The 23,481-nt window shown below is 41.7% G+C and carries 22 protein-coding genes and 2 pseudogenes; 13 read left to right on the top strand and 11 right to left on the bottom strand.

The window, feature by feature from the left end:
* Positions 1 to 65: 65 nt before the first annotated feature.
* The 9 genes and pseudogenes from RS893_RS11890 to RS893_RS11850 all read right to left on the bottom strand — a co-directional run bounded on the left by RS893_RS11890 (position 66) and on the right by RS893_RS11850 (position 8,122).
* The gene (locus tag RS893_RS11890) at positions 66 to 401 is read right to left on the bottom strand and encodes a XisI protein (RefSeq protein WP_315791339.1); all 336 of its coding nucleotides are present in this window, start codon (positions 399 to 401) and stop codon (positions 66 to 68) included.
* Positions 389 to 810 (bottom strand): annotated as a pseudogene (locus tag RS893_RS11885) (XisH family protein). Before RS893_RS11885 ends, RS893_RS11890 begins: the two are co-directional and overlap by 13 nt.
* A 234-nt stretch (positions 811 to 1,044) precedes the next feature.
* Positions 1,045 to 1,872, bottom strand: coding sequence for a type I methionyl aminopeptidase (gene map / locus RS893_RS11880; protein WP_009457337.1), 828 nt, complete (start codon positions 1,870 to 1,872; stop codon positions 1,045 to 1,047).
* 223 nt (positions 1,873 to 2,095) lie between these two features.
* A complete protein-coding gene (locus RS893_RS11875) occupies positions 2,096 to 2,833 on the bottom strand; it encodes a class I SAM-dependent methyltransferase (protein ID WP_315791338.1) in 738 nt (245 codons plus the stop codon).
* A 75-nt stretch (positions 2,834 to 2,908) separates the two neighbouring features.
* A complete protein-coding gene (locus RS893_RS11870; RefSeq protein ID WP_315791337.1) occupies positions 2,909 to 3,376 on the bottom strand; it encodes a cupredoxin domain-containing protein in 468 nt (155 codons plus the stop codon).
* Between the two features lie 287 nt (positions 3,377 to 3,663).
* Positions 3,664 to 6,486 (bottom strand): pitrilysin family protein, encoded by a 2,823-nt coding sequence (locus RS893_RS11865; RefSeq protein ID WP_315791336.1) that lies wholly within the window; start codon positions 6,484 to 6,486, stop codon positions 3,664 to 3,666.
* Positions 6,487 to 6,720: 234 nt separating this feature from the next.
* Positions 6,721 to 7,173, bottom strand: coding sequence for a VOC family protein (locus RS893_RS11860; protein ID WP_315791948.1), 453 nt, complete (start codon positions 7,171 to 7,173; stop codon positions 6,721 to 6,723).
* Positions 7,174 to 7,396: 223 nt separating this feature from the next.
* Positions 7,397 to 7,906, bottom strand: coding sequence for a TIGR02652 family protein (locus tag RS893_RS11855; RefSeq protein WP_016865016.1), 510 nt, complete (start codon positions 7,904 to 7,906; stop codon positions 7,397 to 7,399).
* A 33-nt stretch (positions 7,907 to 7,939) separates the two neighbouring features.
* A complete protein-coding gene (locus RS893_RS11850) occupies positions 7,940 to 8,122 on the bottom strand; it encodes a hypothetical protein (RefSeq protein ID WP_146007658.1) in 183 nt (60 codons plus the stop codon).
* Here RS893_RS11850 and RS893_RS11845 point away from each other — a divergent pair.
* From RS893_RS11845 to RS893_RS11835, 3 genes are all read left to right on the top strand, one after another.
* Positions 8,112 to 8,639 (top strand): gamma carbonic anhydrase family protein, encoded by a 528-nt coding sequence (locus RS893_RS11845; protein ID WP_315791335.1) that lies wholly within the window; start codon positions 8,112 to 8,114, stop codon positions 8,637 to 8,639. The two genes, RS893_RS11850 and RS893_RS11845, sit on opposite strands and share 11 nt — an antisense overlap.
* Before the next feature lie 399 nt (positions 8,640 to 9,038).
* Positions 9,039 to 9,164, top strand: coding sequence for a photosystem II protein Y (locus RS893_RS11840; protein WP_102152929.1), 126 nt, complete (start codon positions 9,039 to 9,041; stop codon positions 9,162 to 9,164).
* Positions 9,165 to 9,376: 212 nt separating this feature from the next.
* Positions 9,377 to 10,774, top strand: coding sequence for a folylpolyglutamate synthase/dihydrofolate synthase family protein (locus RS893_RS11835; RefSeq protein WP_315791334.1), 1,398 nt, complete (start codon positions 9,377 to 9,379; stop codon positions 10,772 to 10,774).
* A gap of 76 nt (positions 10,775 to 10,850) precedes the next feature.
* On the opposite strand, the gene RS893_RS11830 is transcribed toward RS893_RS11835, so the two are convergent.
* Positions 10,851 to 12,155 (bottom strand): sugar ABC transporter substrate-binding protein, encoded by a 1,305-nt coding sequence (locus RS893_RS11830; protein WP_315791333.1) that lies wholly within the window; start codon positions 12,153 to 12,155, stop codon positions 10,851 to 10,853.
* A 191-nt stretch (positions 12,156 to 12,346) separates the two neighbouring features.
* Between RS893_RS11830 and RS893_RS11825 the strand changes: the two genes are divergently transcribed.
* From RS893_RS11825 to RS893_RS11800, 6 genes and pseudogenes are all read left to right on the top strand, one after another.
* A complete protein-coding gene (locus tag RS893_RS11825) occupies positions 12,347 to 13,453 on the top strand; it encodes a pilus assembly protein PilM (protein ID WP_315791332.1) in 1,107 nt (368 codons plus the stop codon).
* A gap of 262 nt (positions 13,454 to 13,715) precedes the next feature.
* Entirely contained in the window at positions 13,716 to 14,480 is a 765-nt protein-coding gene (locus RS893_RS11820) for a PilN domain-containing protein (protein ID WP_315791331.1), read from the top strand.
* Positions 14,477 to 15,232, top strand: a complete 756-nt coding sequence (locus RS893_RS11815) for a pilus assembly protein PilO (RefSeq protein WP_315791330.1) — start codon at positions 14,477 to 14,479, stop codon at positions 15,230 to 15,232. The genes RS893_RS11820 and RS893_RS11815 overlap by 4 nt, the downstream gene beginning before the upstream one ends.
* A 4-nt stretch (positions 15,233 to 15,236) precedes the next feature.
* Positions 15,237 to 15,617 (top strand): annotated as a pseudogene (locus RS893_RS11810) (four helix bundle protein); the annotation flags it as partial.
* 262 nt (positions 15,618 to 15,879) lie between these two features.
* Positions 15,880 to 18,330, top strand: a complete 2,451-nt coding sequence (locus RS893_RS11805; RefSeq protein WP_315791329.1) for an AMIN domain-containing protein — start codon at positions 15,880 to 15,882, stop codon at positions 18,328 to 18,330.
* 112 nt (positions 18,331 to 18,442) lie between these two features.
* Complete coding sequence (locus RS893_RS11800; RefSeq protein ID WP_315791328.1) at positions 18,443 to 18,850, top strand: four helix bundle protein; 408 nt, start codon at positions 18,443 to 18,445, stop codon at positions 18,848 to 18,850.
* Between the two features lie 185 nt (positions 18,851 to 19,035).
* Here the strand turns inward: RS893_RS11800 and RS893_RS11795 are convergent, their stop codons facing one another.
* Entirely contained in the window at positions 19,036 to 19,236 is a 201-nt protein-coding gene (locus RS893_RS11795; RefSeq protein ID WP_315791327.1) for a hypothetical protein, read from the bottom strand.
* Between the two features lie 213 nt (positions 19,237 to 19,449).
* Here RS893_RS11795 and RS893_RS11790 point away from each other — a divergent pair, with 213 nt between their 5' ends.
* From RS893_RS11790 to RS893_RS11775, 4 genes are all read left to right on the top strand, one after another.
* The gene (locus RS893_RS11790) at positions 19,450 to 19,662 is read left to right on the top strand and encodes a helix-turn-helix domain-containing protein (RefSeq protein ID WP_315791326.1); all 213 of its coding nucleotides are present in this window, start codon (positions 19,450 to 19,452) and stop codon (positions 19,660 to 19,662) included.
* Positions 19,663 to 20,335: 673 nt separating this feature from the next.
* The gene (locus RS893_RS11785; RefSeq protein WP_009457351.1) at positions 20,336 to 20,620 is read left to right on the top strand and encodes an HU family DNA-binding protein; all 285 of its coding nucleotides are present in this window, start codon (positions 20,336 to 20,338) and stop codon (positions 20,618 to 20,620) included.
* Between the two features lie 29 nt (positions 20,621 to 20,649).
* The gene (gene cobD / locus RS893_RS11780) at positions 20,650 to 21,738 is read left to right on the top strand and encodes a threonine-phosphate decarboxylase CobD (protein WP_315791947.1); all 1,089 of its coding nucleotides are present in this window, start codon (positions 20,650 to 20,652) and stop codon (positions 21,736 to 21,738) included.
* Between the two features lie 140 nt (positions 21,739 to 21,878).
* Positions 21,879 to 23,429 carry an NAD(P)/FAD-dependent oxidoreductase gene (locus RS893_RS11775; RefSeq protein WP_315791325.1) on the top strand — a complete coding sequence of 517 codons (1,551 nt, stop codon included), beginning with the start codon at positions 21,879 to 21,881 and terminating at the stop codon, positions 23,427 to 23,429.
* The last annotated feature ends 52 nt before the right edge of the window (positions 23,430 to 23,481 follow it).

Raw genomic sequence — 23,481 nt, 5'->3', positions numbered from 1 at the left:
ACAGTATATTTAAGGTTGCACAAATTATGTAGTTTCCGATGAGCTACTGTATCAATCTCCACCAGTTATGCCACTCCATATCCGGTGTACGGACGTTTATAAGGTGGCTGTAAACCCAAGACAATATCTTCTTTAGGTATTCCCATTTCTAAAAGTTCCTGTGCTAAATCTACATCTGTCATATTCTGCTGAATCCAGATTTTGTCATTTTTAATATCAAAATGCATCACGCTATGATACACGCGATTTAAACCATTCCAACCTACACGCATTAATTGATAATGGTCGTGTATTGTATCAAATATTAATTCATTTTCAATTTCTTCACGGTTAGGTTTATGCTTACCGTGTTTCGTTAAAATAGCTTGGATACATTGGCGATATTGCTCTAATTTGTCCATCGCACAATCACCTCCATAATTGGGCCATATATTATTAGTTTTAATTTATGTCGTCGTACTGCGATTTGAGCTAGTCGAGTCTGAAAAAATGTTTCATAAGCATCAACTGGAACTGCTAAATATAATTCACGTTCGGGTTCATTCTCTTCGAGTGCGATTTGATAATTTAGGAATTGTCCCAAAGCGGTATGGAAGTCGCTGACAGCAGAGCAGAGTTACTCGCAAAACTTTTGATTTCAACAGCTATTTTTTCCCCTTCTCTTTCTGCTGCTATCAGCCTTTCTGCGCCCAAATCTATTTTAAGTGTCACTTCCTCAAATTCTATTTCCAGTGGGTCATCAGTAACTATCCAGTCTTCTTTTTGGAGTGCATTTTTGACCGCTTTATGGAATATATCTCTAGCTGACATCAGCAAACAACTTTGTTTGTATTCATAACAGAGGTGCGTGTACATTCTACCAAATACGGTCTTTCAACATTAGTAGTGCTGTGCGATCGCATCCAACAAGATTAAAATGTCGGTGGTGATTCTGGTGAAGGACTACCGATAGTTAAGAATCTGCAAAAATGCGATCGCTCTTATTTAATTAATGAGATGGGAGAGCGATCGCACTTTATTTTATGATCAAAATCGCAATAAAAATTATACCAAAGAGCGATCAGTTAAAATTTCGTAGCCAGTTTCTGTCACCAACACAGTATGCTCAAATTGAGCCGACAAAGCATTATCTACAGTCACAGCTGTCCAACGATCTGCTAGTATCCGTGTATACTTAGAGCCAGCATTTAAAATTGGTTCAATTGCCAGTGTCATTCCCGCACGTAGCTTTACATTTGGCATGTCGTGAGTCCGGAAATTAAACACTGAAGGTTCTTCGTGGAGGTTACGACCGACACCATGACCCGTAAAGTCTTCAACTACGGTTAACTTGTTAGCTTTCACATGGTCTTCAATTGCACCTGCAATATCCATCAGGTAATTTCCAGCTTTTACCTGTTCGATACCTTTATAAAGTGCTTCTTCGGCAACGCGAATCAATCTCGCAGCTTCTGGAGTGACTTCACCGACAGCAATAGTAATGCAAGAGTCACCATGAAAACCTTCATAATAAGCTCCCGTATCTACTTTTAAAACATCCCCAGATCGAATAACTTTCTTTTTACTAGGAATACCATGCACCACTTCATTATTGATACTAGAGCAAATAGAACCAGGAAAACCATGATAGCCTTTAAAGCTGGGTGTTGCACCCATTTCTCGAATGCGTTTTTCCGCATAAGCATCTAAGTCAGCTGTAGTCATTCCTGGCTGTACCAACTCAGAAATTTCTTTAAGCACAGTTGCCACAATTTTGGCTGATTGCCGCATAATTTCAATTTCACGTGGCGACTTAATTTCAATGCCTCTGCGTTGTCTTTTGGGACGGTTATTTTGAGTTGGTTGAGAAAGCAGGTTACTTAGAATGTTCATGGGGAATAAGTAGTTATTTGCGCCTTGCTCTTTTTTCGTTTTTAGTTGTTAGTTGTTCATTATTTGTTGTTTGAAGCAACTATTAACTACTGTACGAGCAGGCTAAAGTTAGTTGAGAAATAGTATCTATATTTTAAGTTAACGTATTTTTACCTTTTGACTTCCGCCTTTTTCACCTTAAGTGCGACAGTCTACCACTACAAATTTAAGATACAAGGGTTCGCTAGACGGGCTTGCGTGCCGCGAGAATCAAAAACAGCGGAATACGCTTTCGTCTCTCGTAGGTTTGCACGTTTTGAAAGTGTTCGCGTTGCGGACGCGCTTCACGCAGATCCTCAATGATAAATCCAGCTTCCTTGAGGAGATGAAAATAGTCTTCGACCGTGCGGTGATATTTTTGCACCGTGCCGCCAAGCCAATGTGTGACTCGCAGTCCGGTAGTAAAATAGTCATCGACAACCCAATCTTGGCGGACTGTCCCAGAAGTCCAGCCTCGGTCACAGGAAGTGATCACGGGATGTTCTACCGAAAAAACAAACAGTCCCGCAGGTGTGAGTGCGTGGAATATCTGGGTGTAAATTGCTGCCAAGTCAGCAACATAATGCAGGGAAAGTCGTGCAATAACCAGATCAAATGCTGCGTGGGGATAGATCCAGTTCTCAATCGTTTGCTCAATAATCTGACCTGTTGTGTCATCATGTTTCTTGGTCGCAATGATAGCCATCCTGTGCGAGCCTTCGATACCAGTGTAGCTCGCAGCGCCGTGATGGAGGAGTTCTCGTCCAATTGCCGCATCGCCACACCCCAGATCAAGGATACGTTTGCCAGTAATGCATCCAATCAGATCCATAATCGCTGGCTTTTCCAGCGTATCGTTCGGTGTATCTACACGTTGACGATGGCTCATGTATGTTGCAAAAACCGCCTCATCGTCATAGAAGTCTGAACCTGTCTTCTCCATACGTGCTGTTCCTCCGCAGTACGCGCTATGACATCATCGGCATGTTAGCAACTGATAACTGATACTGATAACTGTTCACTGAATGACAATATCTCCTGTCATCCCAGCTTCAGCATGCCCTGCTATTGGACAACGTAAGCCATACTTACCAGGCTTAAGCGGAACAAACACCCACTCAGCCTCAGCGCCTGGCTTCAGTTCCACTTCATGAATAGCTCCTTTTACCTCTACTTTGCCAGCTTCGACTTTTTGTGTCCAAATTCCATCAGCAAAATCTTTGGCAGTAAAGTAGTGCTTTTGATTACTAGGATTGATCAGCTTCAACTTATAACGTTTACCTGCCAAAAATTCTAGTTGATTTGGCTCATATTTCAGTTCGTTAGCAGAATTACTGAGGCTAACTGTAATTTCTGTAGGTGACTGCTTCAGTAAATCCCCAGATAAGCTTGCTGCTTTTGTTGGAGTAGCTGTGAGGATAGTGAAACTTAGTAGCGCCAGTACAACGCATATAGGTTGTAAAATCTTGAGGAATATTTTTGTCATTTGTCCTTTGTAAGTAGTAAATAACGCCTAATGTGAATTGAAGAAGCAATATAAGGTTTTTTGGTAATTGCCCAGAATTTAATTTGATTAACGAACACCGATGAACACAGATGAACACAGATAGATTATCGGTGTGTATCTGTGTTCATCTGTGTACCCTGCGGGAAGCCCGCCCTTGGGGGCGTCAACAATAATAAAAACATGATTGTTGCCATAGTTTAATTCACATTAGGCGTAAATATTAATCAATGACTAATGGCCATTGACCAATAATCATTGACCAATAACTAATGACCATCTGCTACTATATTTGGTCCAGCAGTCACCACAACAATTTTATCGGGATGAAGTAACTCACGACCTGCTTGATTGACTTGCTCAAGGGTAACTGAGGCAATTTTACTAACAAAAGAGCGCAATTCTTCTTTATCTAACTCGTAAACCTTATTCATCAAAATTCTGTATGACAATTCGTCTGGATCAGCAAGCGAAACATTGTAGTTACTGATTAAGGTGCGCTTTGCTGTTTTCAATTCTTCAGGGGTGACACCTTGCTGATGAATTTCTTCTAGTAGTCGGCGAGTGCTGTTGATGGCGTGAGTTGCGTCTTCTGGTGCTGTTTGCATTTCAATCAAAAATATACCGACGTTTTTCCCAACTTGGAAGGTGCTATAAATCCCGTAGGTCAAGCCTTGGCGATCGCGTATTTCTACCCCCAGCCTACTAGATAGAGTATCGCCGCCTAGTATCTGATTTAATACTAAAGCTGCATAATATCGTGAATCTAGGCGATTAATCCCTGTGCTACCCATATAAGTAACAGCTTGGGCTTTACCTGGCAACACCGGATTAACACGCACAATTTTGTCTGGTACTGACACTACAGGGTATGCTAATTTTGGAACTTGACCGCTAACTTTCCAGTTACCAAATTCAGCTTCGATGAGCGATCGCACTTGTTGAGGGTCAAAATCTCCTACCAGTGCCAGTACCATTGCATCTGGACGGTAGTGTTGTGTTTTAAAAGCAACTAAATCTTCTCTACGAATGCGCTGCAAACTCTTTTGCGTAGCAAATTTGTGCAATGGATGAGTTTTCGGATACACAGATTGCACAAATGTTCTTTTGGCAACTTCTGTAGGATCGTCTAATTCCTCCTTCAAGTTGGTTAAAGCTTGTTGTCGAGTCAGTTCTAATTCTTTACTGGGAAAAGTCGGATTCTTGACTACATCTGCTAAGATTTGCACAACAACAGGCAAGTCTCCTGCCAAGCTGCTACCTTGAATTTCTACACCTTCACGATAAGACTCAAAATCTAAACTAGCGCCACGTTCATCCAAAGCTTTTGCGATCGCCAACACATCTCTGGTTTTAGTCCCGTTCATCAAGTTCTCTGCCACAAGAGATGCTAGTCCAGCTTTCGCTTCTGAGTCAAATTCATTACCAGCTTTTATATAGCCACTCAAAGTCACTGTTGGCGTACTCTTGTCTTGCAACAACAATACTTCTAGACCATTAGATAATTTAAATTGCTCTGGTAAAGTTAGGGTTACGTCGGTGGGAACTGTTGTTGTGTCTAGGGGTGGCAAATATTTAGCCACCTCGGTAGTTACTTCTGATGTATCAGCAGAGAAATTTTCAGTGATCAGTGTAGAGTGTAATTTAGTATCGCTCTTTTCTAATGCTTGGATTTGAGTTGGTTCAAAATTGCCAACAAAACGTGCGTTCTGCTTTAAATATTTATTTGTGACACGTTGCACATCCGTAGCTGTTACCCGACGGATAGCTGCTAGATAGCGGTCTGTGTAGCGGTAATCACCAGCTGTTGTCTGGTCGTTACCTAGCTGCATCGCTTGACTGGTAATATCACGGTTATTCAAAATTACAGCAGCTTCTAACTGTGCTTTGGCGCGATTCACTTCTTCTCCTTTTGCTCCCTGCACAGCAAGTGATGCGATCGCCTTTTGCATCGCTGTATCAATTTTTTTCAAATTTTTGCCAGGTGCAGCAGTCACAGACAATTCATACCAACCAGCTTCGTGCAAACTTACAATCGTACCTGTGACATCAGTTGCTATACCAGATTCCACCAATGCCTGATCAAGTCGAGAATTCCGTCCTTCTGTCAAGATGTAATCCATCACATCTAACGCTGGTATATCAGGATGATTTACATCTGGTAAAGGATATATCGCTTGCAACAGTGCATTTGCCCCTGGTTCGCGTAATACTATGGGAGATTGGGAAACTTTTTGACTCTTGACGCTTAAAACTTGACTGTTGACACCTGACAGTTGACTTTTCTGTATTTTCCCAAATACATCTTTCACAACTTTGAGAGTTTTGGCTGTGTCAAAATCACCAACAATTACTAAAACAGCATTATCGGGACTGTAGAATTTCTGATAGTATTCTTGTACCTGTTTAACTTGAAATTTCTTAACATCAACTTTAGTACCACCCACAGGTAAGCCATAAGGATGTTCAGGAAATACTGTTTGTAACACCGCACGATTTAGGCGATACTCTGGGCTATTTTCGTAGCCTTGCAACTCAGAAATCACTACCCGCTTTTCACTTTCTAGTTTCTGTGCATCAATCAGAGCATTTTGCATTCTATCTGCTTCTAGTATAAGCAGGGCGTTGAGCTTATCACGTTCTGCGGTGCTATAGTATGCAGTCTGGTCATAGCTAGTGAAAGCATTGGAATCGCTACCTAAAGCACTAAACAAACGTCCAAATTGAATTGGACGGTTTTTTGTGCCTTTGAACATCATATGTTCTAATTGATGGGCAATACCATTTACACCTGGTTGTTCGTTGCGTGAGCCAACCTTATACCACATCTGCACTGATACCACTGGTGCTGAATGGACTTCCTTTGTTAGCACCATCAAACCATTTTCCAGTACTGCCTGGGAAACGTTCTCTGTCACGTAATTTTTTTTAGTTCTTTTTAAAACATTTTCTTTAAGTGTTTCTACTCGGACAAAATTTGCGGTTGTGTGACTAGTAGCTGATCCATCACTCAGTAGCAAAACCGCAAGTAACCAGAGAGTCAACACAAAAATAGAAAGACGATATCTATGCAACTTGTTAAACACAGACATGTATTTGCTTGATGTATCTGTAAATTAAATTACAGAATTTTTCTATGACTATAGTGTATTACTGCTAGGGATTTTATTACCTCAGCAACACTACAGAGAAAGAATATTCTACTGAGAAAGTAATAAATTTACAACTAGCTGAAGGATGAAGTTTTGTTTGGGGAAGGAGGACAAGGAGGACACGGGGGACAAGTCTAATTATTTACCTTTCCCCTTTCCCCTATTCCCGATCACCTACCCCCTATCCCCAAGTGTTGCTAAAACTCGAATTAATTCCAGGGGTAAGCCGTCAGCATCAGCAATAAAAGCGACTTCATAAACGCGATCGCCTATTTGCTGTTGAGTTGGTTCTAACAAAACCTGGAGTGGTTGTAGATATTCTGGTTGTTCTTGTGCAGCAAGAGCAAAAGTTTCTGTTAATTTTGTCAAGTAGCTAGGTAAATCGGGAGTAACTTCACTCAGATCAAAAGATAAGTGATAGTAGCCTACATAATGTTCGTCGGCAAATGCATCTGGTGCTGGTTTTGGTTCTGGTATTTGAATCAGCTCTATTCTGCCGCCTAGTCCTTCCATCCAACAAGCAAGAGTATAACCAGTGGTGAAGCGTTCGCAAACTGAAAACCCTAGTTGTTCATAGAAGGCGATCGCTTTATGGATATTAGCGGTACGAATGGAAGCGTGGTGCATAATTTGGTAATTGGTAATTGGTAATTGGTAATTGGTAATTGGGCATTGGGCATTGGGCATTGGGCATTGGTTATTAGTCATTGGGAATACCCCATAACCAACAACCAACTACTAACCACTAACTACTAACCACTAACTACTAACCACTAACTACTAACCACTAACTACTAACCACTAACTACTAACTACTAACTACTAACTATCAACAACGAACTAATAACTATTATTCAAACAATCGAAAATAAGGGTAGCGCACAGGTACGCCAGGTTCTTTTTCCAAATCAAAATTAATTACTTCCCAACAGGGTTCTTCTGTGGAATCTGGGCTAAACTCTACTGGCAAACCATATAATCGTGCCGCAGTCCCTTCCGACTGTCCTCCCCGCCAAGGAGTGCTGCGTTCTAAATACCCACTCATCAACTCTAGATAGCGGCGAGCGATAATTACCCGTGTTGCTCGATAACCTTGTGTATATAACTTGTCTAGGGCTTCGTGAATTTCAAAGCGAATGCCATCGGGATGGGTATGTTGCCGATACCATTCTCCATTCCATCTGCGCCAATGTCGTCCAGACTGTAAATGAATCAACTCTCCAGTTTTGGGGTTGGCTTCAAACGCGCCATGACGGGGACACAGATAGGTATCTGTCAGTGTCAGTGCCGGTATTGTCTGTCGGCAGTGGGGACACTGTATTTCAGGGCCAAATATTGGGTACTGCAAGCCTGGATTCATCATGAAGTGCATAAAAGAAGAATGGTTTTGTCTTCACCAGTGACGTTGGTTTTTGTTACACTTCTGCGCCACATCATAAGCGTATTTACTGACTGCTGCCTCAGCGAACAGGCTCGAAGCCATGATATTCTGGTTTTGCAACCAGCCTTCAAAGTTGGAAATTTTCCAGTGTTCCTGAGTACCATATTCATATTCATATTCTATCGTGTCTAACACTTTCTACTGGTCTTCTCCTAATATTTCTCCAGCCGCTTTCGTTGCACCTAACGCTGTTGTTATTGGTTCAGTAAATATAGCGGCAGGGGTGAGCATTTGGTATGGAGCAGTCATTAGGGGAGATGTAGAACGGATTGAAATTGGCGAATGCACCAACATCCAAGATGGAGCAATTCTACACGGAGATCCGGGTAAGCCCACAATCTTAGAAGATCATGTTACCGTAGGGCATCGTGCTGTGGTACATTCTGCCTACATTGAACGTGGAAGTTTAATAGGAATTGGGGCAATTATTTTAGATGGCGTCAGAGTCGGGGCTGGCAGCATTGTAGGGGCTGGCGCAGTCGTCACCAAAGATGTACCACCTCAATCCCTAGTTGTTGGGACTCCTGCAAAGGTATTGCGTCAAGTCACAGACACTCAGGCAGCAGAATTAATTGAACACGCTGAACGTTACAAAAAGTTAGCTTTAGTCCATGCTGGGAAAGGGACTGATATTGGTTTTAGCGTACATTGAGGGTGATGGGGTGTAGACGAGGCAGTGCGGTGGACTCCTTTCCCGGCATAAAGCACGTGGCGTCATCTGCCGTGCGCTCATAGGCTTCCCGTAGGGTAGGGGTGATGGGGAGTGTGAGGGGTGTGTAGACGCGTAGCGGCTTAAGGTAAGGGTGGAGTGTGAGGAGTAGTAAATCGATAACTACTAACAATCAACAACCAACCACTAATGTAGAGACGCGATGTTCCTCGCGTCTCTACCCACTAACTACCAACCAGCAACAACTAACAAATGAAATTAACTAAGTTTGTAAAGAATATTTACATATTAGTTGGGAAAAATTGTCCACTTCAGCTAAAAATAAAAAAATGAGAAGTGTTGACAATACTTTAAGTTGTACTTAAAAGAGGAGTATTAAATATGGACTTAGATATGCGTGTAGTTATCGTATTAGCGCCAGTTGCGATCGCAGCTGGTTGGGCATTGTTTAATATTGGTGCTGCTGCTTTAAGACAAGTACAAAGCTTTTTGAATAGAGAAGCATAAAATATACTCAGTATCATCAGTCTGATACCGACTGTTTTTCATTAGAGCAGTCGGTTTTATTATTTAAATTGTTAGTGGTTAGTAGATAGTAGATAGTAAGTAATTAGTCATTGATATTTTCCCTTTCCCTTTTCCCATAACCACTAACTACTAACCACTAACGTACAGACGCGAGGAACATCGCGTCTCTACCCACTAACCACTAACCTTTTGTGGATATCGACTCCTTATTACGACCCTTGCAAAAGTTTGGCATCCATTTGGGACTTGAAGCCAGCCAAAAATTGTTGGCAAATCTTGGTAATCCCCATCATCAAGTTCCGGTAATTCATGTTGCTGGTACTAACGGTAAAGGTTCTGTTTGTGCCTATATTTCTTCGGTTCTTACGGAGGCAGGATATCGCACAGGACGCTACATCTCCCCCCATTTGGTTGATTGGACAGAACGTATTTGTATTAATCAACAGCCAATTTCTTCTAAGGAATTTTGCAAATTATTGCAAGAAGTTAAAGCTGCTATTTCCCCGAATGATGATTCACCGACTCAGTTTGAGGTGATTACCGCAGTAGCTTGGTTATATTTCGCTCAAGAAAAAGTGGATGTAGCGGTAATAGAAGTTGGATTGGGAGGACGCTTAGATGCTACTAATGTCTGTGAACAACCTCTGATTACCGTTATTACATCTATTAGTCGTGAACATTGGCAGCGACTTGGCCCTACTGTTGCTGATATCGCTAGAGAAAAAGCGGGTATTCTCAAACCAGGATGTCCGGCTGTGATTGGCCCCTTGCCACCAGATGCAGAACAAGTTGTGCGATCGCGCGTTTTGGAATTACAATGCCCCATCTACACACCACAACCAGCCCGTCAAATTGATGGGGGATGGGCAGAATATGAAAGATTGGTAAGTGGGGAGAACCGGGGGGGGGGAGATTACACTATCAAATACCCTTTGCCGCTACAGGGACAAATTCAGTTGACAAATTCAGCTATAGCTTTATGTGCTTTGGAAATTTTGCAACAAAAGGGTTGGCAAATTTCTGAGCAAGCCATTATTGATGGTATGGCCAAAACCAAGTGGCCGGGGCGAATGCAATGGATTACTTGGAAAAATTATAAACTATTGCTTGATGGCGCTCATAACCCGGCAGCAGCTCAAGTTTTGCGAAATTATGTAGATTTTTTATTAAAGCCTGGAGAAACCGATACTGTCCCATTGTCTAATACCCAATCCAAAATCCAAAATCCAAAATCACGCCACGTGCTACAACGGAGGGAACCTCCGCAACGCAGTGGCTCCAAAATTGGCGTGACTTGGGTGATGGGAATGCTTTCAACTAAAGACCATCAAGAAATTTTTCAAGCCTTACTCCGACCAAATGACCAATTGTATTTAGTACCAGTACCTGATCATAGTTCAGCTAATCCTGACGAATTAGCAAAGCTAGCTAATGAGATTTGTCCAGAATTGAGTATTTGTACTACTTTTCCAGATGTAGTATCTGCGCTAGAAGTAGCTTTTTCTTCGACGGATAATTTGGTCGTTTTATGTGGTTCATTGTATTTAATAGGGCATTTTTTAAAAGAATTAAGCATCAAGAGTCCATAGTCAAAAGTCAACAGTCCATTGTTAAGAGTGCAGAGAATTTCAAATAGACCATTGACTATTGACCATTGACCATTGACTATTGACTACGGCTATTCCACTCCTGTGCTGCATCTTCTACAGCTTTATCCACAGTCTTTTCATCTAACATTGCTGCTTGCAGGTTCTCATAAATTGCCTTTTGCAGGATATTGAAATTTTTCAAAGTAGGGGTTAGAACTTCTGCTTGTTGCATTTGACTAGCACTAATTGCCCTAGCTTTATCTATAGTCGAGGCGTTCGCTGATACATTCTTGAAATAGCTATCAGATAAAGCCTTGACTGTGGATGGTAAAACATTTGCTTGTTTAGCAAAGGCTAGCTGATTTTCATCATTGGTCACAAACAGCGCAAATTTGACAGCAGCGTCTGGTTGTTTGGTGTCACGAGGGATAACTACGTTCATCACAGCGACATTTTTCTTACCCGTGTCACCAGTAATTTGGGGTGCTATGGCAGAAGCTTTAGCGATCGCAGGTGCATTATTAGCTATCTGTTTGAGAAATTCCGGGCCTGAAGCTAGTAAAGCCGTTTCTCCAGATTGATATAACTCTATAGCATGACGATGCCCTTGTGTCAATACTTCTTTTGGCAGGAGACCTTTTTTGTAAAGATCTATCCAATACTGAAATGCTGCTTTACCCTGCGTAGAGTTAAAAGCAGCTTTTCCTTCGGAATCTACCAGGGTAACTCCCATTTGTACAAAAGATTCTAAAACTTCACCAGAATCTTGCGGAACAAAAGTGACAAAAAAGGCATACTTACCAGTTTTATCTTTAATTTGTTGAGCTACCTGTGCCAATTCAGTATAAGTAGCAGGTGGCTTATTGATACCTGCCTGTTTTAATAAATCAGTGTTATAAATAGTTAGCCGTGTGGTGAGATACCAGGGTATTCCAAAACTCTTACCATTCAGCGTGCTAGCTTTCCATATATTCGGTAAATATGAAGAGCGTACATTATTTGGGACTTTTGTATCCAAATCTAACCAAGCATTTCTACTTGCTAACTGAGATGCAAAATCCGGATTTAGGTTCACAACATCAGGTGGCGTTTTTGCGGAGACAGCTGTTAAAATTTTGTTTTCCATTTCTGCCCAAGGTATATCCACCCAGTTAACTTTTACACCTGGATTTTGTGACTCAAAAGTCGCAATCAGGCTTTGGAAGTAGTCGGTAAATTGAGGTTTGAGTTGCATAGTCCAAAACTCAATTTTTGCCGCTCCTGACGATGCCTGTTTTGTGCTTGGGTTAACGTTACCTGTACTGCAACTGACAATCCAACTTGTCAGTAAGCCAACTAAGGCCCAAATAGTTAATCTTTTGAATTTTTGAACTTGAATCATTGTGCTTATAGTTTTTCAGTTCAATCAGGGTAAAAAGTTGATGATTCGTCCTTGGTCAATGGTCATTGGTCAATGGTTATTGGTTAGTAGTTAGTGGTAAGTAGCTAATAACTAACAATCAACAAATGACAAATGTACAGAGGACAAATAACATTTAAATTTTTCAATTTAGCATTCATGCGGACACAACAGTGGTTAAAAGCATCAATAATCTGTTTAGCAAATCTAAGGGCGGAGTTGGCATCGAACTTGCGCCACAATGCGTCAAGGTCGCTCGTTTACGCAAACAACGCCAAGGTCTGAAACTAGACGCTTTAACATCAGTACCGGTTCCAGAAGGTGTTTTTGTTGATGGTCAAATTGCTGATCCTCCAGCAATGGCACAAATCATTCAGCAGGCACTCACAGAGAGTAAAATCAAAGCTTCTCGCGTTGCCACTGCTGTCACGGGACGAGATTCAATTGTACGCCTTATACCTGTTCCATCAGAATTAGATGATAAAGAACTACGCGAGATGGTGTTACACCATGAAGCAAGCTTATATTTACCCTATCCTCGTGAAGAAGCTGATGTAGATTATCAAAAACTTGGGTACTTTATAGATGAGGATGGGATTGAAAAAGTACAAGTGCTGCTGGTTGCAACTCGCAAGGAAATTACTGATACCTACATAAATACATTCGAGCAGGCAGGATTACAAATTGATGTCTTAGAAATCAATTCTTTTGCACTGATTCGGACAATTCGTGATCAGTTGCGGCAATACGGGCCACAAGAAGCAGCAGTTTTAGTCGATATAGAATTCGACAGTACAGAAATTGCCATCATCGTTAACGGAGTACCGCAATTTTCACGGACAGTCCCCTTGGGGACTTATCAAATGCAAATGGCACTGGCCAGAGCAATGAGTTTACCTGCGTCACGAGATATGGAATTGTTGCAGGGGATGACTATTCCTCTAAATACTATGGAAGGTGCAAAAACAGGTGTCACCGAGGCTAATCCTGGTATAGCAGCAATGATGCGGGTGTTGGGAGAACTGACAGATGAACTACGCCGTTCCATCGATTTTTATCTCAACCAAAGTGAAAACTTAGAGGTAGCGCAGATTTTCTTGTCAGGATCAGGTGGAGGACTGGCCCAGTTGGATGAGTTCTTCACGCAACGATTGAGTTTGCCGACCTCTCAAGTAGACCCCATTGGATCTTTATCCTTGCAAGTTGAGGAAGAAAAGTTTCCAACTGTGCAACGTCCTGGGTTGGGGATTGTGCTGGGGCTTGGGATGCGGGAGGTGTGAGAGGTGTGGGGAGTGTGGGGGATGTGAGGGGTATGAGGGGTATGTAGACGCGCAAGCGGTGAGACAGCGACTCTTACGCAGGGGGTTTCCCCCATGAGCGACTGCGTTCGCGTAGACGCGCTAGCGGCTTCTCGTAAGAGTAGCGTCCCGGAGGGAGCTACCCGAAGGGCTTCCCGTAAGGGTGGAGTAGTAAGCCATTAACACTAACCACCAACGACTAACCACTAACCACTATCTACTAACCAATTACAAATGACGAAAAATGTACAGTTTAGATATTAATTTTCTTAAGGATCGCCCAAATTTTCAGAAAAATACTGAAAAAAAGGTCAAAGTACCGATGAATACAGGTAATTTAGCACCTGTGTTTATTGGAGTGGCAATTGGTGTTATTTTTCCAGCTTTTGTAGCAACTGGTTGGTGGCTTTTGCAAGCAAAAAATGCTGAGTTGGAGCAAGTAATTGCACAACTGGAAGAGGAGAGTAAAAGCTTAGATGCCCAAATCGGTAGTATTAACAAGATTAAGGAAGAAACCAATAAAGTTAAGGGGGAAACTCAATCTTTAGTGGCTGTGTTTGATCAGATTCGTCCTTGGTCTGCAATGTTACAAGATTTGCGCGATCGCATTCCAGCTACAGTACAAATAGAAAATGTCAAGCAAATAGCACCTGCTGCCGCAGCCGAGGGACAGCCACCACCAAATCCCGCCGGAGGAGTAGAAATTACTGGTATAGCTCGCTCTTTCAATGATGTCAACGATTTTTTGCTTAGTTTGCAACAATCTCGTTTCTTTAAAGCTAGTGAAGTCAAAATTATTTCCACAGAACTAGTAGATGCGCCAGTAAAAAATCCTGGTACTCAAACAGGTGTAGTCATTAAACCACCGAAAGTAGCCAGATACACTATTCAAACCACTCTCAGCGATATTCCAGCTTCAGAGTTAATTCGAGAATTAGAACAAAAAGGCACAGTGGGATTAGTCGCACGTATTCGCAGTTTGCAAAAAACAGGAGTCATTCAAAAATGACGCTGAGTCAAGATATTAATTTTGTGGGAGATGGGGAATCACTAGAGGCTGCATCAGCCTACCCCGTTGTCTTTGGTATTAGCTTTACACCCAAAGTCATAGGCATCTTAATAGGGGTATTGGGATTTGCTGGTGCGCTTTACATGTTGTTCAACTTAGTGATGCCAGCTTGGGAAACTTTTGGACAAAACCAAGCTAAACAAGGTGAATTGCAAGGACAAGTTGACCAAAAGAAAGCCACCATCAAACAGATGGATAAAGTCAAACAGGAACTAGCAGACGCTAAACAGCAACAAACTCAAGTTTTAGGTTTGTTTGCCAATGAGAAAACCTTAGATACCTTACTGCTGGACTTAAATCGTTTAGTTGAGTCTAACAACGCCACAGTTGCCATCAATACTACCAGAGCCGAACTGAGGAAATTTGTACCAGTTTCAGATAAAGCGGAACCAATTAACGATGGTTCGTTAGGACAACAGGTAGACGGCAAGCTGAAGCGTAGAAGTGTGAATGTGGAAATTATCGGAACTTATGAGCAAACGCAATCAATACTCCGCAATATTGAGCGTTTGCAGCCTTTATTGATAGTGAAAGACTATCAATCTACCTTAGCTCCCCAACCAGCTTCAGAACCAGGCAAAACGCTAGTGCGGATAGGACCAGCACCTATTTCTACATCTTTTCAATTACAGGCGCTGATGCCACTTTCTCCAGAAGATATTGCAGCGATTCAAGCAGTAGCGAAGAAATAGGGGAAAGGAGTCTTTTAAGAGTCATGAAGATTTAGCGGTATTTAAATTGGCATTCAATACTGCTATGAAAATTTTTGAACTGTCAAAAAAGTTTCCTCAAGAAGAAAAATACGCTTTGATAGATCAAATTCGCCGTTCATCACGTTCTGTATGCGCCAATTTAGCAGAAGCTTGGAGAAAGCGCAGGTATAAAGCTGCTTCCATTGCTAAATTAAATGACTGCGAGGCTGAAGCTGCTGAAACTCAAGTATGGATTAAGTTTGCTGTCAAATGTGACTACTTAGATGTATTACAAGGGAGAGAGCTATACGCTACTTACAATCAAGTTTTAAGCGGTCTAATAAACATGATTAAAAATCCAAATAAATGGATTATTGGTGAGTAACCAAAAGACGAGGCAGATTAGGGAGATCAGGAACATAAGAAAAAATTTTGACAAACATGTCCCCCTTGTCTCCCGTGTCTTCCTTGTCCCTCGTGTCCCCACTCCCCTCAAATTAATTTAGTGACACTGTGATATTTCAGCAGAATTTTTGGGAAATATACAAACTATAAACACAATTAACAGCGACCGCACTTACGTATAAATACCAAGAAATTGGTTGCAAAAATAGTCAAAAATTTTGGTGAAATGTGAGGGATGAACTGTGAGACAGCTTCACGGTAAAGGTTTAGATTTAATATTAGGTGCTACCACAATAGTTTTTTTAGCTACTCAACCAGTTAAAGCACAGGTTACTCAAATTACAGATGTGCAGCTAAAAAATGTTAATGGCGGAGTGAATGTTGTTTTAAAAACTTCTTCTGGCTCTCGACCACAAATTTTTACGACGCAGAGGGGTAAAACTTTAGTTGCAGATATTATTAATACTCAACTACGTTTACCCAAAGGCAATAGTTTCCGCAAAGATAATCCCGTTCCAGGAATTGCCTCAATTGAGGTGACTCAACTAGATACCAATAGCATCAGAGTATTGGCAATTGGTACTGACAGCGCTCCCAATACTCAGCCTTTGATGCGTGGAACAAACAATATTACTCTTGGCTTAACTTCCAGTGCAGGAACCACAGTATCAGCACCAACACCTCCCCAAGCACCGACTCCTAACCCCAGTCCATCTGTTCCGCCTGTTGTTCCCAACCCACAAGTCAGCAGTATTGACGGCACACCAGCACAAACAGCCGGGCCAGGACAAGGTCAAACCCAAGCCCCGCCTTTCTTACCTAGAGCTGTTGCACCGCCAGTAGGAGATATTGCCATTTCTAATATTGATGCTTCTCCCAGCAGCGTTGACTTGGGAACTCAAGAACGTGTACCCCGGCTTGTGCTGCGAGATGCACCAGTCAGGGAAGTATTATCATTGCTGGCTCGTGCTGCTGGTTTGAATTTGGCTTATACAGGAGCAGAAGCAACAGGAGGACAGGGGGGACAAGGGGGACAAACTGCTGGACAGACAATTTCTTTGGATATAGAAAACGAACCTGTACAGGATGTGTTCAACTATGTCTTGCGTCTGAGTGGTTTGGAAGCAAACCGTAGTGGTCGCACAGTTTTTGTCGGGCCGAGGCTACCCAATTCTACTCGTGATGTAGTCATGCGGAACCTGCGACTGAATCAAGTAACAGTGGGGACTGCTCTCAACTTTTTGGTCTCCTTAGGTGCAGAAAGTGCCGTTAACCGCGAACGCCAAGTCACTAATGTCAGTGCTGTTCCTGTGGCTGCTGGAGCTGCTCCGATTACTCAAACTCAGACAACTACAGAAACAAGAGTTGAAACTCAACGCATAGATTTTCAGGATTCTAAACCTTTACTCCGGGGTTTACAGGCACTTGGAGATGAACGCACAAATTCTTTGACTTTGATTGGGCCACCAAGATTGGTTGAGATGGCTATGGCTCAACTTACTCAGTTAGATATCCGTCGCCGGCAAGTAGCAGTTAATGTCAAAATTATCGACGTTAACCTTTTGAATACCAAGGACGTTAACACCAGTTTTTCTTTTGGTATTGGCAATAACTTTTTCGTCAATGACGGCGGTGCAGCAGCTTTAAATTTTGGTGGTTCTAGACCAGCTAGCAGTGCGGAAGCAAGAACTAGTGTGAGTAGTACCCCTGTAATTAGCAACCCCATTACAGGAACACCCTTCTTGGATGTAAATAACGAGTTAATTATTCCAGGCGGAGGTTCGGGTACAACAATAGTTAACCAATCTTCAAATCCCATCACAGTTGGTGGAGTCACTGTCCAACCTGGTTCTGCAACAGTACTACCTAACAGAGATGCTACGACATATCAACCAATCCCACCATCTTCAACCAACCCATTGCAACCAGGTATCACTAACGTTAACCGTGGTACAAATGATGTAATTACTATTGATGCGGAGGGTACAATCAGTGTTTCCCCCGGCAGTACAGGAACAGTAACATCTGCTCTGCCTTCTTTGTACCAGTTCCCCAAACGTTTTCTCCTCAGTTTGCAATCTCAGGTGCAAAGTGGCAACGCCAAAATTTTGACTGACCCGACTTTAATTGTGCAAGAAGGTCAAACAGCTAATGTTAACTTGACTCAGCAAGTAGTGGGAAATATTAAGAACGAAATCACACGAGGTGATGGCAGTTCTACACAAACAGTTACAGCAGAGAAAGAAGATGTGGGTTTAACCCTAGCTGTCAAAGTTGATCGCATTGATGACAATGGTTTTGTCTCTCTCTCAGTGGCTCCAACTGTCAAAGCACCTCAAGCTGCTACTAACCTTAATTTAGGTACGGGTAGCCAGCAAATATTCTTAGTTTCTCAAAGGTCGCTTAATTCCGGTTTAATTCGCCTGCGTGACGGGCAGACCTTAATTCTCAGTGGCATCATTCAAGACACAGACAGGACAACTGTCTCCAAAATTCCCATCTTGGGCGATATTCCCTTAATTGGTTCACTTTTTAGAAGTACAAACAAACAAAATCAGCGCAATGAGGTGGTTGTATTACTTACACCTCAAATTATGGATGATTCTGAGAAATCATCTTATGGCTATAGCTATACTCCTAGTCCAGAGGTGCGGCAAATACTTGAGCGTCGGGGGTTGCAGGTTCCGAAGTAGTAGATAGGTGGGGAGATGCGGAGGTGGGGTGGATTTTACTTCCAAATTGTTTGAAGCTTAACATCCCTACGATTAAACATGAATAAATATTGGAGCGTGAGGAGATATAGAAATGGGGAAAGATGGAATTAAGAATCATAGGGATTTGGAAGTCTTTCAAATGTCTTTTGATGCTGCAATGGAGCTTTTTGATAGGTCAAAAAAATTTCCCGTTGAGGAAAAGTATTCTTTGACAGATCAAATGCGCCGTTCGTCGCGTTCTGTATGTGCTAATTTAGCTGAGGCTTGGCGCAAACGTCGTTATGAAGCAGCTTTCATTTCTAAATTAAGTGACTCAGAAGCAGAAGCCGCTGAAACGCAAATCTGGATAGAATTTGCAGTTAAGTGCAACTATCTAGATATTGAAGCAGCAAGAGAGCTTTATCGAACTTATGACCAGATTCTAGGCAAATTAGTAAATCTTATTAATCACTCATCTTTATGGGTTATTAAGACAAAAAGTGAAGATAAGAGAAATTAAATAATAGAATTATAGGGTCTTCTGATTGTAAAGATTTGCACACTTAAATAATTAGCAAAATAAATCTTTACTCATTCCTTAATACTAAACACTTAATTTATCTCCCCATCTCCCCATCTCCCCACCTCCCCACCTCCCCACCTCCCCACTCCCACGCAAAACATGGGAGCGAGAAAACTGCTGTGTTATGTAATTTGTCGAAGTTTTTGGGCGATCGCTTGAGCATCATTTGCTACAAAGATATCTTTGTCGCCGTTGCTCCAAGTAATACGACAGGCAAATCGCCGTTGATTATTTTTATGAAGTTTACGAAACTGAATTTGACGAGCATAAACCAAATTCAGCAATCCTCTGGTGGGTGTTGGACAAAAGATGGGTTGTGTCATAATTGATGAAGCCTTTGATAAAAAGGATAGAGAAGCGGTTTCTACTTTGGTTGGTTGGGACCGCTTTCTCTATGTTTATTATTACATGCTTTTAGATATCTAATCAATAGATAGTTAACTAAAAATTAGCAAGCTTTTAGTTAACTTCTCATATTTTATATTTCATAGATAGACTACTATTAGTTAGTTGTACTATTAGTAGGTGGTTAAGTTATGCCTGTGGAGGTCAGACTAAAACAGCTAAGAGAAGACAAAGGCTTGTCTCAAAATGCGTTAGCGCGAGAGCTAGAGATGTCGCTTGCAAATATTCAAAAAATTGAATATGGCAAAGCAAAATCTATCCCACTTGATACCTTGGAGAAAATTTGCCTAGCGCTCGATTGTGAAATAGGTGATTTATTAGTAATCATTGAACGCGAAAAGTAGAGAAACGCGCCTTCTAAAGTTCTGCGAATCGGGCTTCATCCCTTCCTTAAAAGCAAAAGGTAGGGGTTCTTACTCTCTCATATTGTTCTAATAGAGATCGAAAAGTTTACATAACTTATAACAAAGTTATTATTCTGTTCAACAAGATAATTAATAATTCCAAATCCTGGTTAATAAAAAATTAGAAAAAAAAGTAAAGGGATGATAAGCATAGATTAAAAACTTGTCTTCCCCTTCTCCCCCTACTCCACCCTTACAGCAAGCCGCGCAAAGCGCGTCTACACACTCCCCACACTTCCCACACCCCTCACACCCTTTTCCTAAAATTTGAATTTTGAATTGTTTTCTCCCCACCTTCCCACCCCCTGTTAAGCTGGCAATAGGGACTTTTACTAGGTATTTTTTCCTAAAAAAAGGGGTGTTTTTAGTGAAACAATTACTCTTTTACAATAAAAAATCCTGAAATCCATATAAATTAATGCTTTCATCTATCCACTTCTGGCTTGAACACTTTAGAATGATTCATTGAAAAGTCGAGCCTATGAGAGTTACAAGAATTTTAAGCAAAAATACTCACAAGGACGGCTTTTGTAAATCTCAAAACAGAGATTTTAAGTAAAGATGCGTCAAGGGCATCTGTAGACTATCTCAAATAAACCTCAAGGAGTTTGACATGAACAAAGGTGAATTAGTTGATGCAGTAGCTGAGAAGGCTAGCGTAACCAAAAAACAAGCTGATGCTGTTTTAACTGCGGCTTTGGAAACTATCATTGAAGCTGTTTCCTCTGGTGATAAAGTGACCCTGGTGGGATTTGGCTCTTTTGAATCGCGGGAACGCAAAGCCCGCGAAGGGCGTAACCCCAAAACCAACGAAAAGATGGAAATTCCTGCCACAAAGGTTCCTGCCTTCTCTGCTGGAAAGCTGTTTAGAGAGAAAGTTGCACCCCCAAAATCTTAGTTAGTGATGTTTTAGGGAAATCTTTTTTGATGCGGCAAATGGCACATGGGGGAAATTTAGCTTGGGCAGCAGCGCTGGCTGGCTGTTCCCCCAGTGCTATTGTTGATTTTTCTGCGAGTATCAGCCCGTTAGGACCCCCAAGCAGTGCGTTAGTTGCTATTGAGTCACAACTGGTTAATCTTCGACACTATCCAGATCCAGATTATTGTGAACTAAGACTGGCTCTGGGTAAGTTTCATCAACTGCCGCCAGAGTGGATTCTGCCGGGTAACGGTTCGGCAGAATTACTAACTCTGGTAGGAAAGGAATTGGCAGAATTAGCCGCAACAGCTTTCATAACTCCAGCCTTTGGCGACTACTACCGATCGCTAGCGGCATACAACGCTAAAGTGCTGGACTTTCCTCTTGCCTCACTCATTGATCAAGAGTCATTCGTGATCAGTGATTTGTCATCTATTCTTGACAGAGAACAAATCACAAAAGACAAAGGACTACTGCTCAATAACCCTCATAATCCAACAGGAAAATTATTCTCAAAACAAGCCATTCTGCCCTATCTAGAGAAATTCGCTTTGGTAGTGGTGGATGAAGCGTTTATGGATTTTCTACCTCCAGACCAACAACAAAGCATAATTGGAGAAGTAGAGAAATATCCCAATTTAGTCATTTTGCGATCGCTCACCAAGTTCTATAGTCTGCCTGGACTACGGTTGGGTTACGCGATCGCTCATCCTGATCGTTTGCGGCGTTGGCAGTCTTGGCGCGACCCCTGGCCTGTCAACATTCTTGCTCAAGCCGCAGCAGTTGCTGTAGTTGTTGATCAAGACTTTCAGAAGCAAACTTGGACATGGCTAGAAACAACACGAAAGCAGTTATTTAAGGGTTTAGACCAAATTCCAGGTTTGCAACCCTTACCAAGTGCTGCTAACTTTTTACTTGTGAAATCACAGTACTCCAGTCTTGAATTGCAACAACGACTACTCAAGCATCACCGAATTTTAATTCGCGATTGCTTGAGTTTCCCTGAATTGGGTGATGGCTATTTCCGTGTTGCTGTTCGCTTATCCTCAGAAAACCAGCGTTTATTAGACGCGATCGCTTTAGTCAATAGTCCATAGTCAACAGTCCAATGTTCAAAGTTTCTGATTATTGACGATTGAGGATATTTATCTGTGGAAGGGTAATCAATGTGGTGACGCTATTGACACCACCCGTACCTCACCAATCAAAAATCCAAAATCTAAAATCCTGTTAGCGGATGACTCTTGAGTACGATGTCGTAATTATTGGTGGCAGTCTTGCAGGGCGTTTTGCTGCCCTGATGGCAACCCAGCTCAAAGCTAAAGTTGCTTTAGTAGAAGCCAAAACAGATTATAGATTTATTCATCACCACGTTTTTAGTAAAATTGGCACGCTTGCCGAACAGGTAAGTAATGCTGCTCAACTCGGAATTGGTATTTCTAAACCACCAGATATTTTTTATCCTACAAATATCTCTAACGGTACAATTCATAGCTCAACGGAAAAAACAGAGGCACTTTCCCAGCCAGACCCTTTTATAGCTATATCTTCAGGAAAATCTCAAACACCTGTGGTATGGTCAGAAGCATTGCTCTACGCTCGTGGTGTAAGTTCTAATCTAGAACAATTTCATTCACCTGCTGTATTAGCAGCTCAAGGCGTCGATGTTGTGATTGGCAAAGGGCAATTTCAAGCCTCACCCGATTTAGTATTTGTTGTTAATAATCGTTTACTACGCGCACGCACCTATTTGTTGGCTAGTGGTTCAGTTCCGGTAATTCCAGAGATTGAAGGATTGCAAAAAACTGGTTTTCTTACTCTCTCAGAAATTTGGCAGTCTCTAGGCAGTTCTACACCCCCCCAGAATTGGGTAATTATTGGTGGTACTCCCCAAAGCATAGAGGTAGCACAAACTCTAGTGCGCTTGGGTTGTAATGTCACACTCATAGTTCATCACCCTTCTATCATCCGTCATGCTGACCCTGAAATAGTTCAACTTCTGCAAGCACAATTAGAAGCAGAAGGTGTGCGTGTCCTTACAAACACAACAGTAACTCAGGTTCGGCTCATTGAAGATAAAAAATGGCTACAAGCAGGACACAAAGCCATTGAAACTGATGAAATTTTAGTAGCTACTGCCCAGCAGCCAAATATTGAATCCATCAATTTAGCAGCTGTGGGTGTGAAATGGCATCACCGCCGCTTGGTAGTCAATGAAAAACTACAAACAAATAACAACCAGATTTATGCTTGTGGTGATGTTATCGGTGGTTATGAATTTCCTCACATTGCTAATTATGAAGCAAGAATTGCCTTGAAAAATGCTTTATTTTTTCCTTGGAATAAAGTAAATTATCATTGCATTCCTTGGGGAGTATGTTCTCACCCCATGCTGGCTCAAGTTGGTTGGACAGAAGCACAAGCAAAACACCAGTATGGTGAAAATGAAATCATTGTGTTACGGCAGTATTTTAAAATACTGGCAGCAGCTCAAATCCAGGAAGAAACTACAGGTATTTGTAAATTAATTGTTCGACGTAATGGAGAAATTTTAGGAACTGGGGTATTGGGAGCAGCAGCAAATGAATTAATTAATATTATTGCTTTAGCGATCGCTCAAAAAATTAAAATCAATCACATAGCGAATTTAGCTGCAATTTTTCCCAGTTTTTCAGAAATTTTGGAACAAACTGCTAGACAGTGGCATCAGCAAAGGTTACAAAATAATACAAAATTGCAAGATTTTTTAGAAAGTTTCTTCCACTTTCGCCGCGATTGGAAAATATGAAATATGAGTTATATCATGTCCGCTTGAACACTTATATTATCCGTTGGGGTCG

Origin of the sequence: Fischerella sp. JS2, from assembly GCF_032393985.1 — a bacterium.
In the GTDB taxonomy this organism is placed as follows: domain Bacteria; phylum Cyanobacteriota; class Cyanobacteriia; order Cyanobacteriales; family Nostocaceae; genus Fischerella.
This window is presented reverse-complemented; position numbering and strand designations above follow the sequence as displayed.

Excerpts from the sequence above, each read along its gene's own strand:
- RS893_RS11890 (WP_315791339.1), bottom strand. The coding sequence starts at position 401 with ATGGACAAATTAGAGCAATATCGCCAATGTATCCAAGCTATTTTAACG.
- map (WP_009457337.1), bottom strand. The coding sequence starts at position 1,872 with ATGAACATTCTAAGTAACCTGCTTTCTCAACCAACTCAAAATAACCGT.
- RS893_RS11875 (WP_315791338.1), bottom strand. The coding sequence starts at position 2,833 with ATGGAGAAGACAGGTTCAGACTTCTATGACGATGAGGCGGTTTTTGCA.
- RS893_RS11870 (WP_315791337.1), bottom strand. The coding sequence starts at position 3,376 with ATGACAAAAATATTCCTCAAGATTTTACAACCTATATGCGTTGTACTG.
- RS893_RS11865 (WP_315791336.1), bottom strand. The coding sequence starts at position 6,486 with ATGTCTGTGTTTAACAAGTTGCATAGATATCGTCTTTCTATTTTTGTG.
- RS893_RS11860 (WP_315791948.1), bottom strand. The coding sequence starts at position 7,173 with ATGCACCACGCTTCCATTCGTACCGCTAATATCCATAAAGCGATCGCC.
- RS893_RS11855 (WP_016865016.1), bottom strand. The coding sequence starts at position 7,906 with ATGAATCCAGGCTTGCAGTACCCAATATTTGGCCCTGAAATACAGTGT.
- RS893_RS11840 (WP_102152929.1), top strand. The coding sequence starts at position 9,039 with ATGGACTTAGATATGCGTGTAGTTATCGTATTAGCGCCAGTTGCGATC.
- RS893_RS11830 (WP_315791333.1), bottom strand. The coding sequence starts at position 12,155 with ATGATTCAAGTTCAAAAATTCAAAAGATTAACTATTTGGGCCTTAGTT.
- RS893_RS11820 (WP_315791331.1), top strand. The coding sequence starts at position 13,716 with ATGTACAGTTTAGATATTAATTTTCTTAAGGATCGCCCAAATTTTCAG.
- RS893_RS11815 (WP_315791330.1), top strand. The coding sequence starts at position 14,477 with ATGACGCTGAGTCAAGATATTAATTTTGTGGGAGATGGGGAATCACTA.
- RS893_RS11800 (WP_315791328.1), top strand. The coding sequence starts at position 18,443 with ATGGGGAAAGATGGAATTAAGAATCATAGGGATTTGGAAGTCTTTCAA.
- RS893_RS11795 (WP_315791327.1), bottom strand. The coding sequence starts at position 19,236 with ATGACACAACCCATCTTTTGTCCAACACCCACCAGAGGATTGCTGAAT.
- RS893_RS11790 (WP_315791326.1), top strand. The coding sequence starts at position 19,450 with ATGCCTGTGGAGGTCAGACTAAAACAGCTAAGAGAAGACAAAGGCTTG.
- RS893_RS11785 (WP_009457351.1), top strand. The coding sequence starts at position 20,336 with ATGAACAAAGGTGAATTAGTTGATGCAGTAGCTGAGAAGGCTAGCGTA.
- cobD (WP_315791947.1), top strand. The coding sequence starts at position 20,650 with ATGCGGCAAATGGCACATGGGGGAAATTTAGCTTGGGCAGCAGCGCTG.
- RS893_RS11775 (WP_315791325.1), top strand. The coding sequence starts at position 21,879 with ATGACTCTTGAGTACGATGTCGTAATTATTGGTGGCAGTCTTGCAGGG.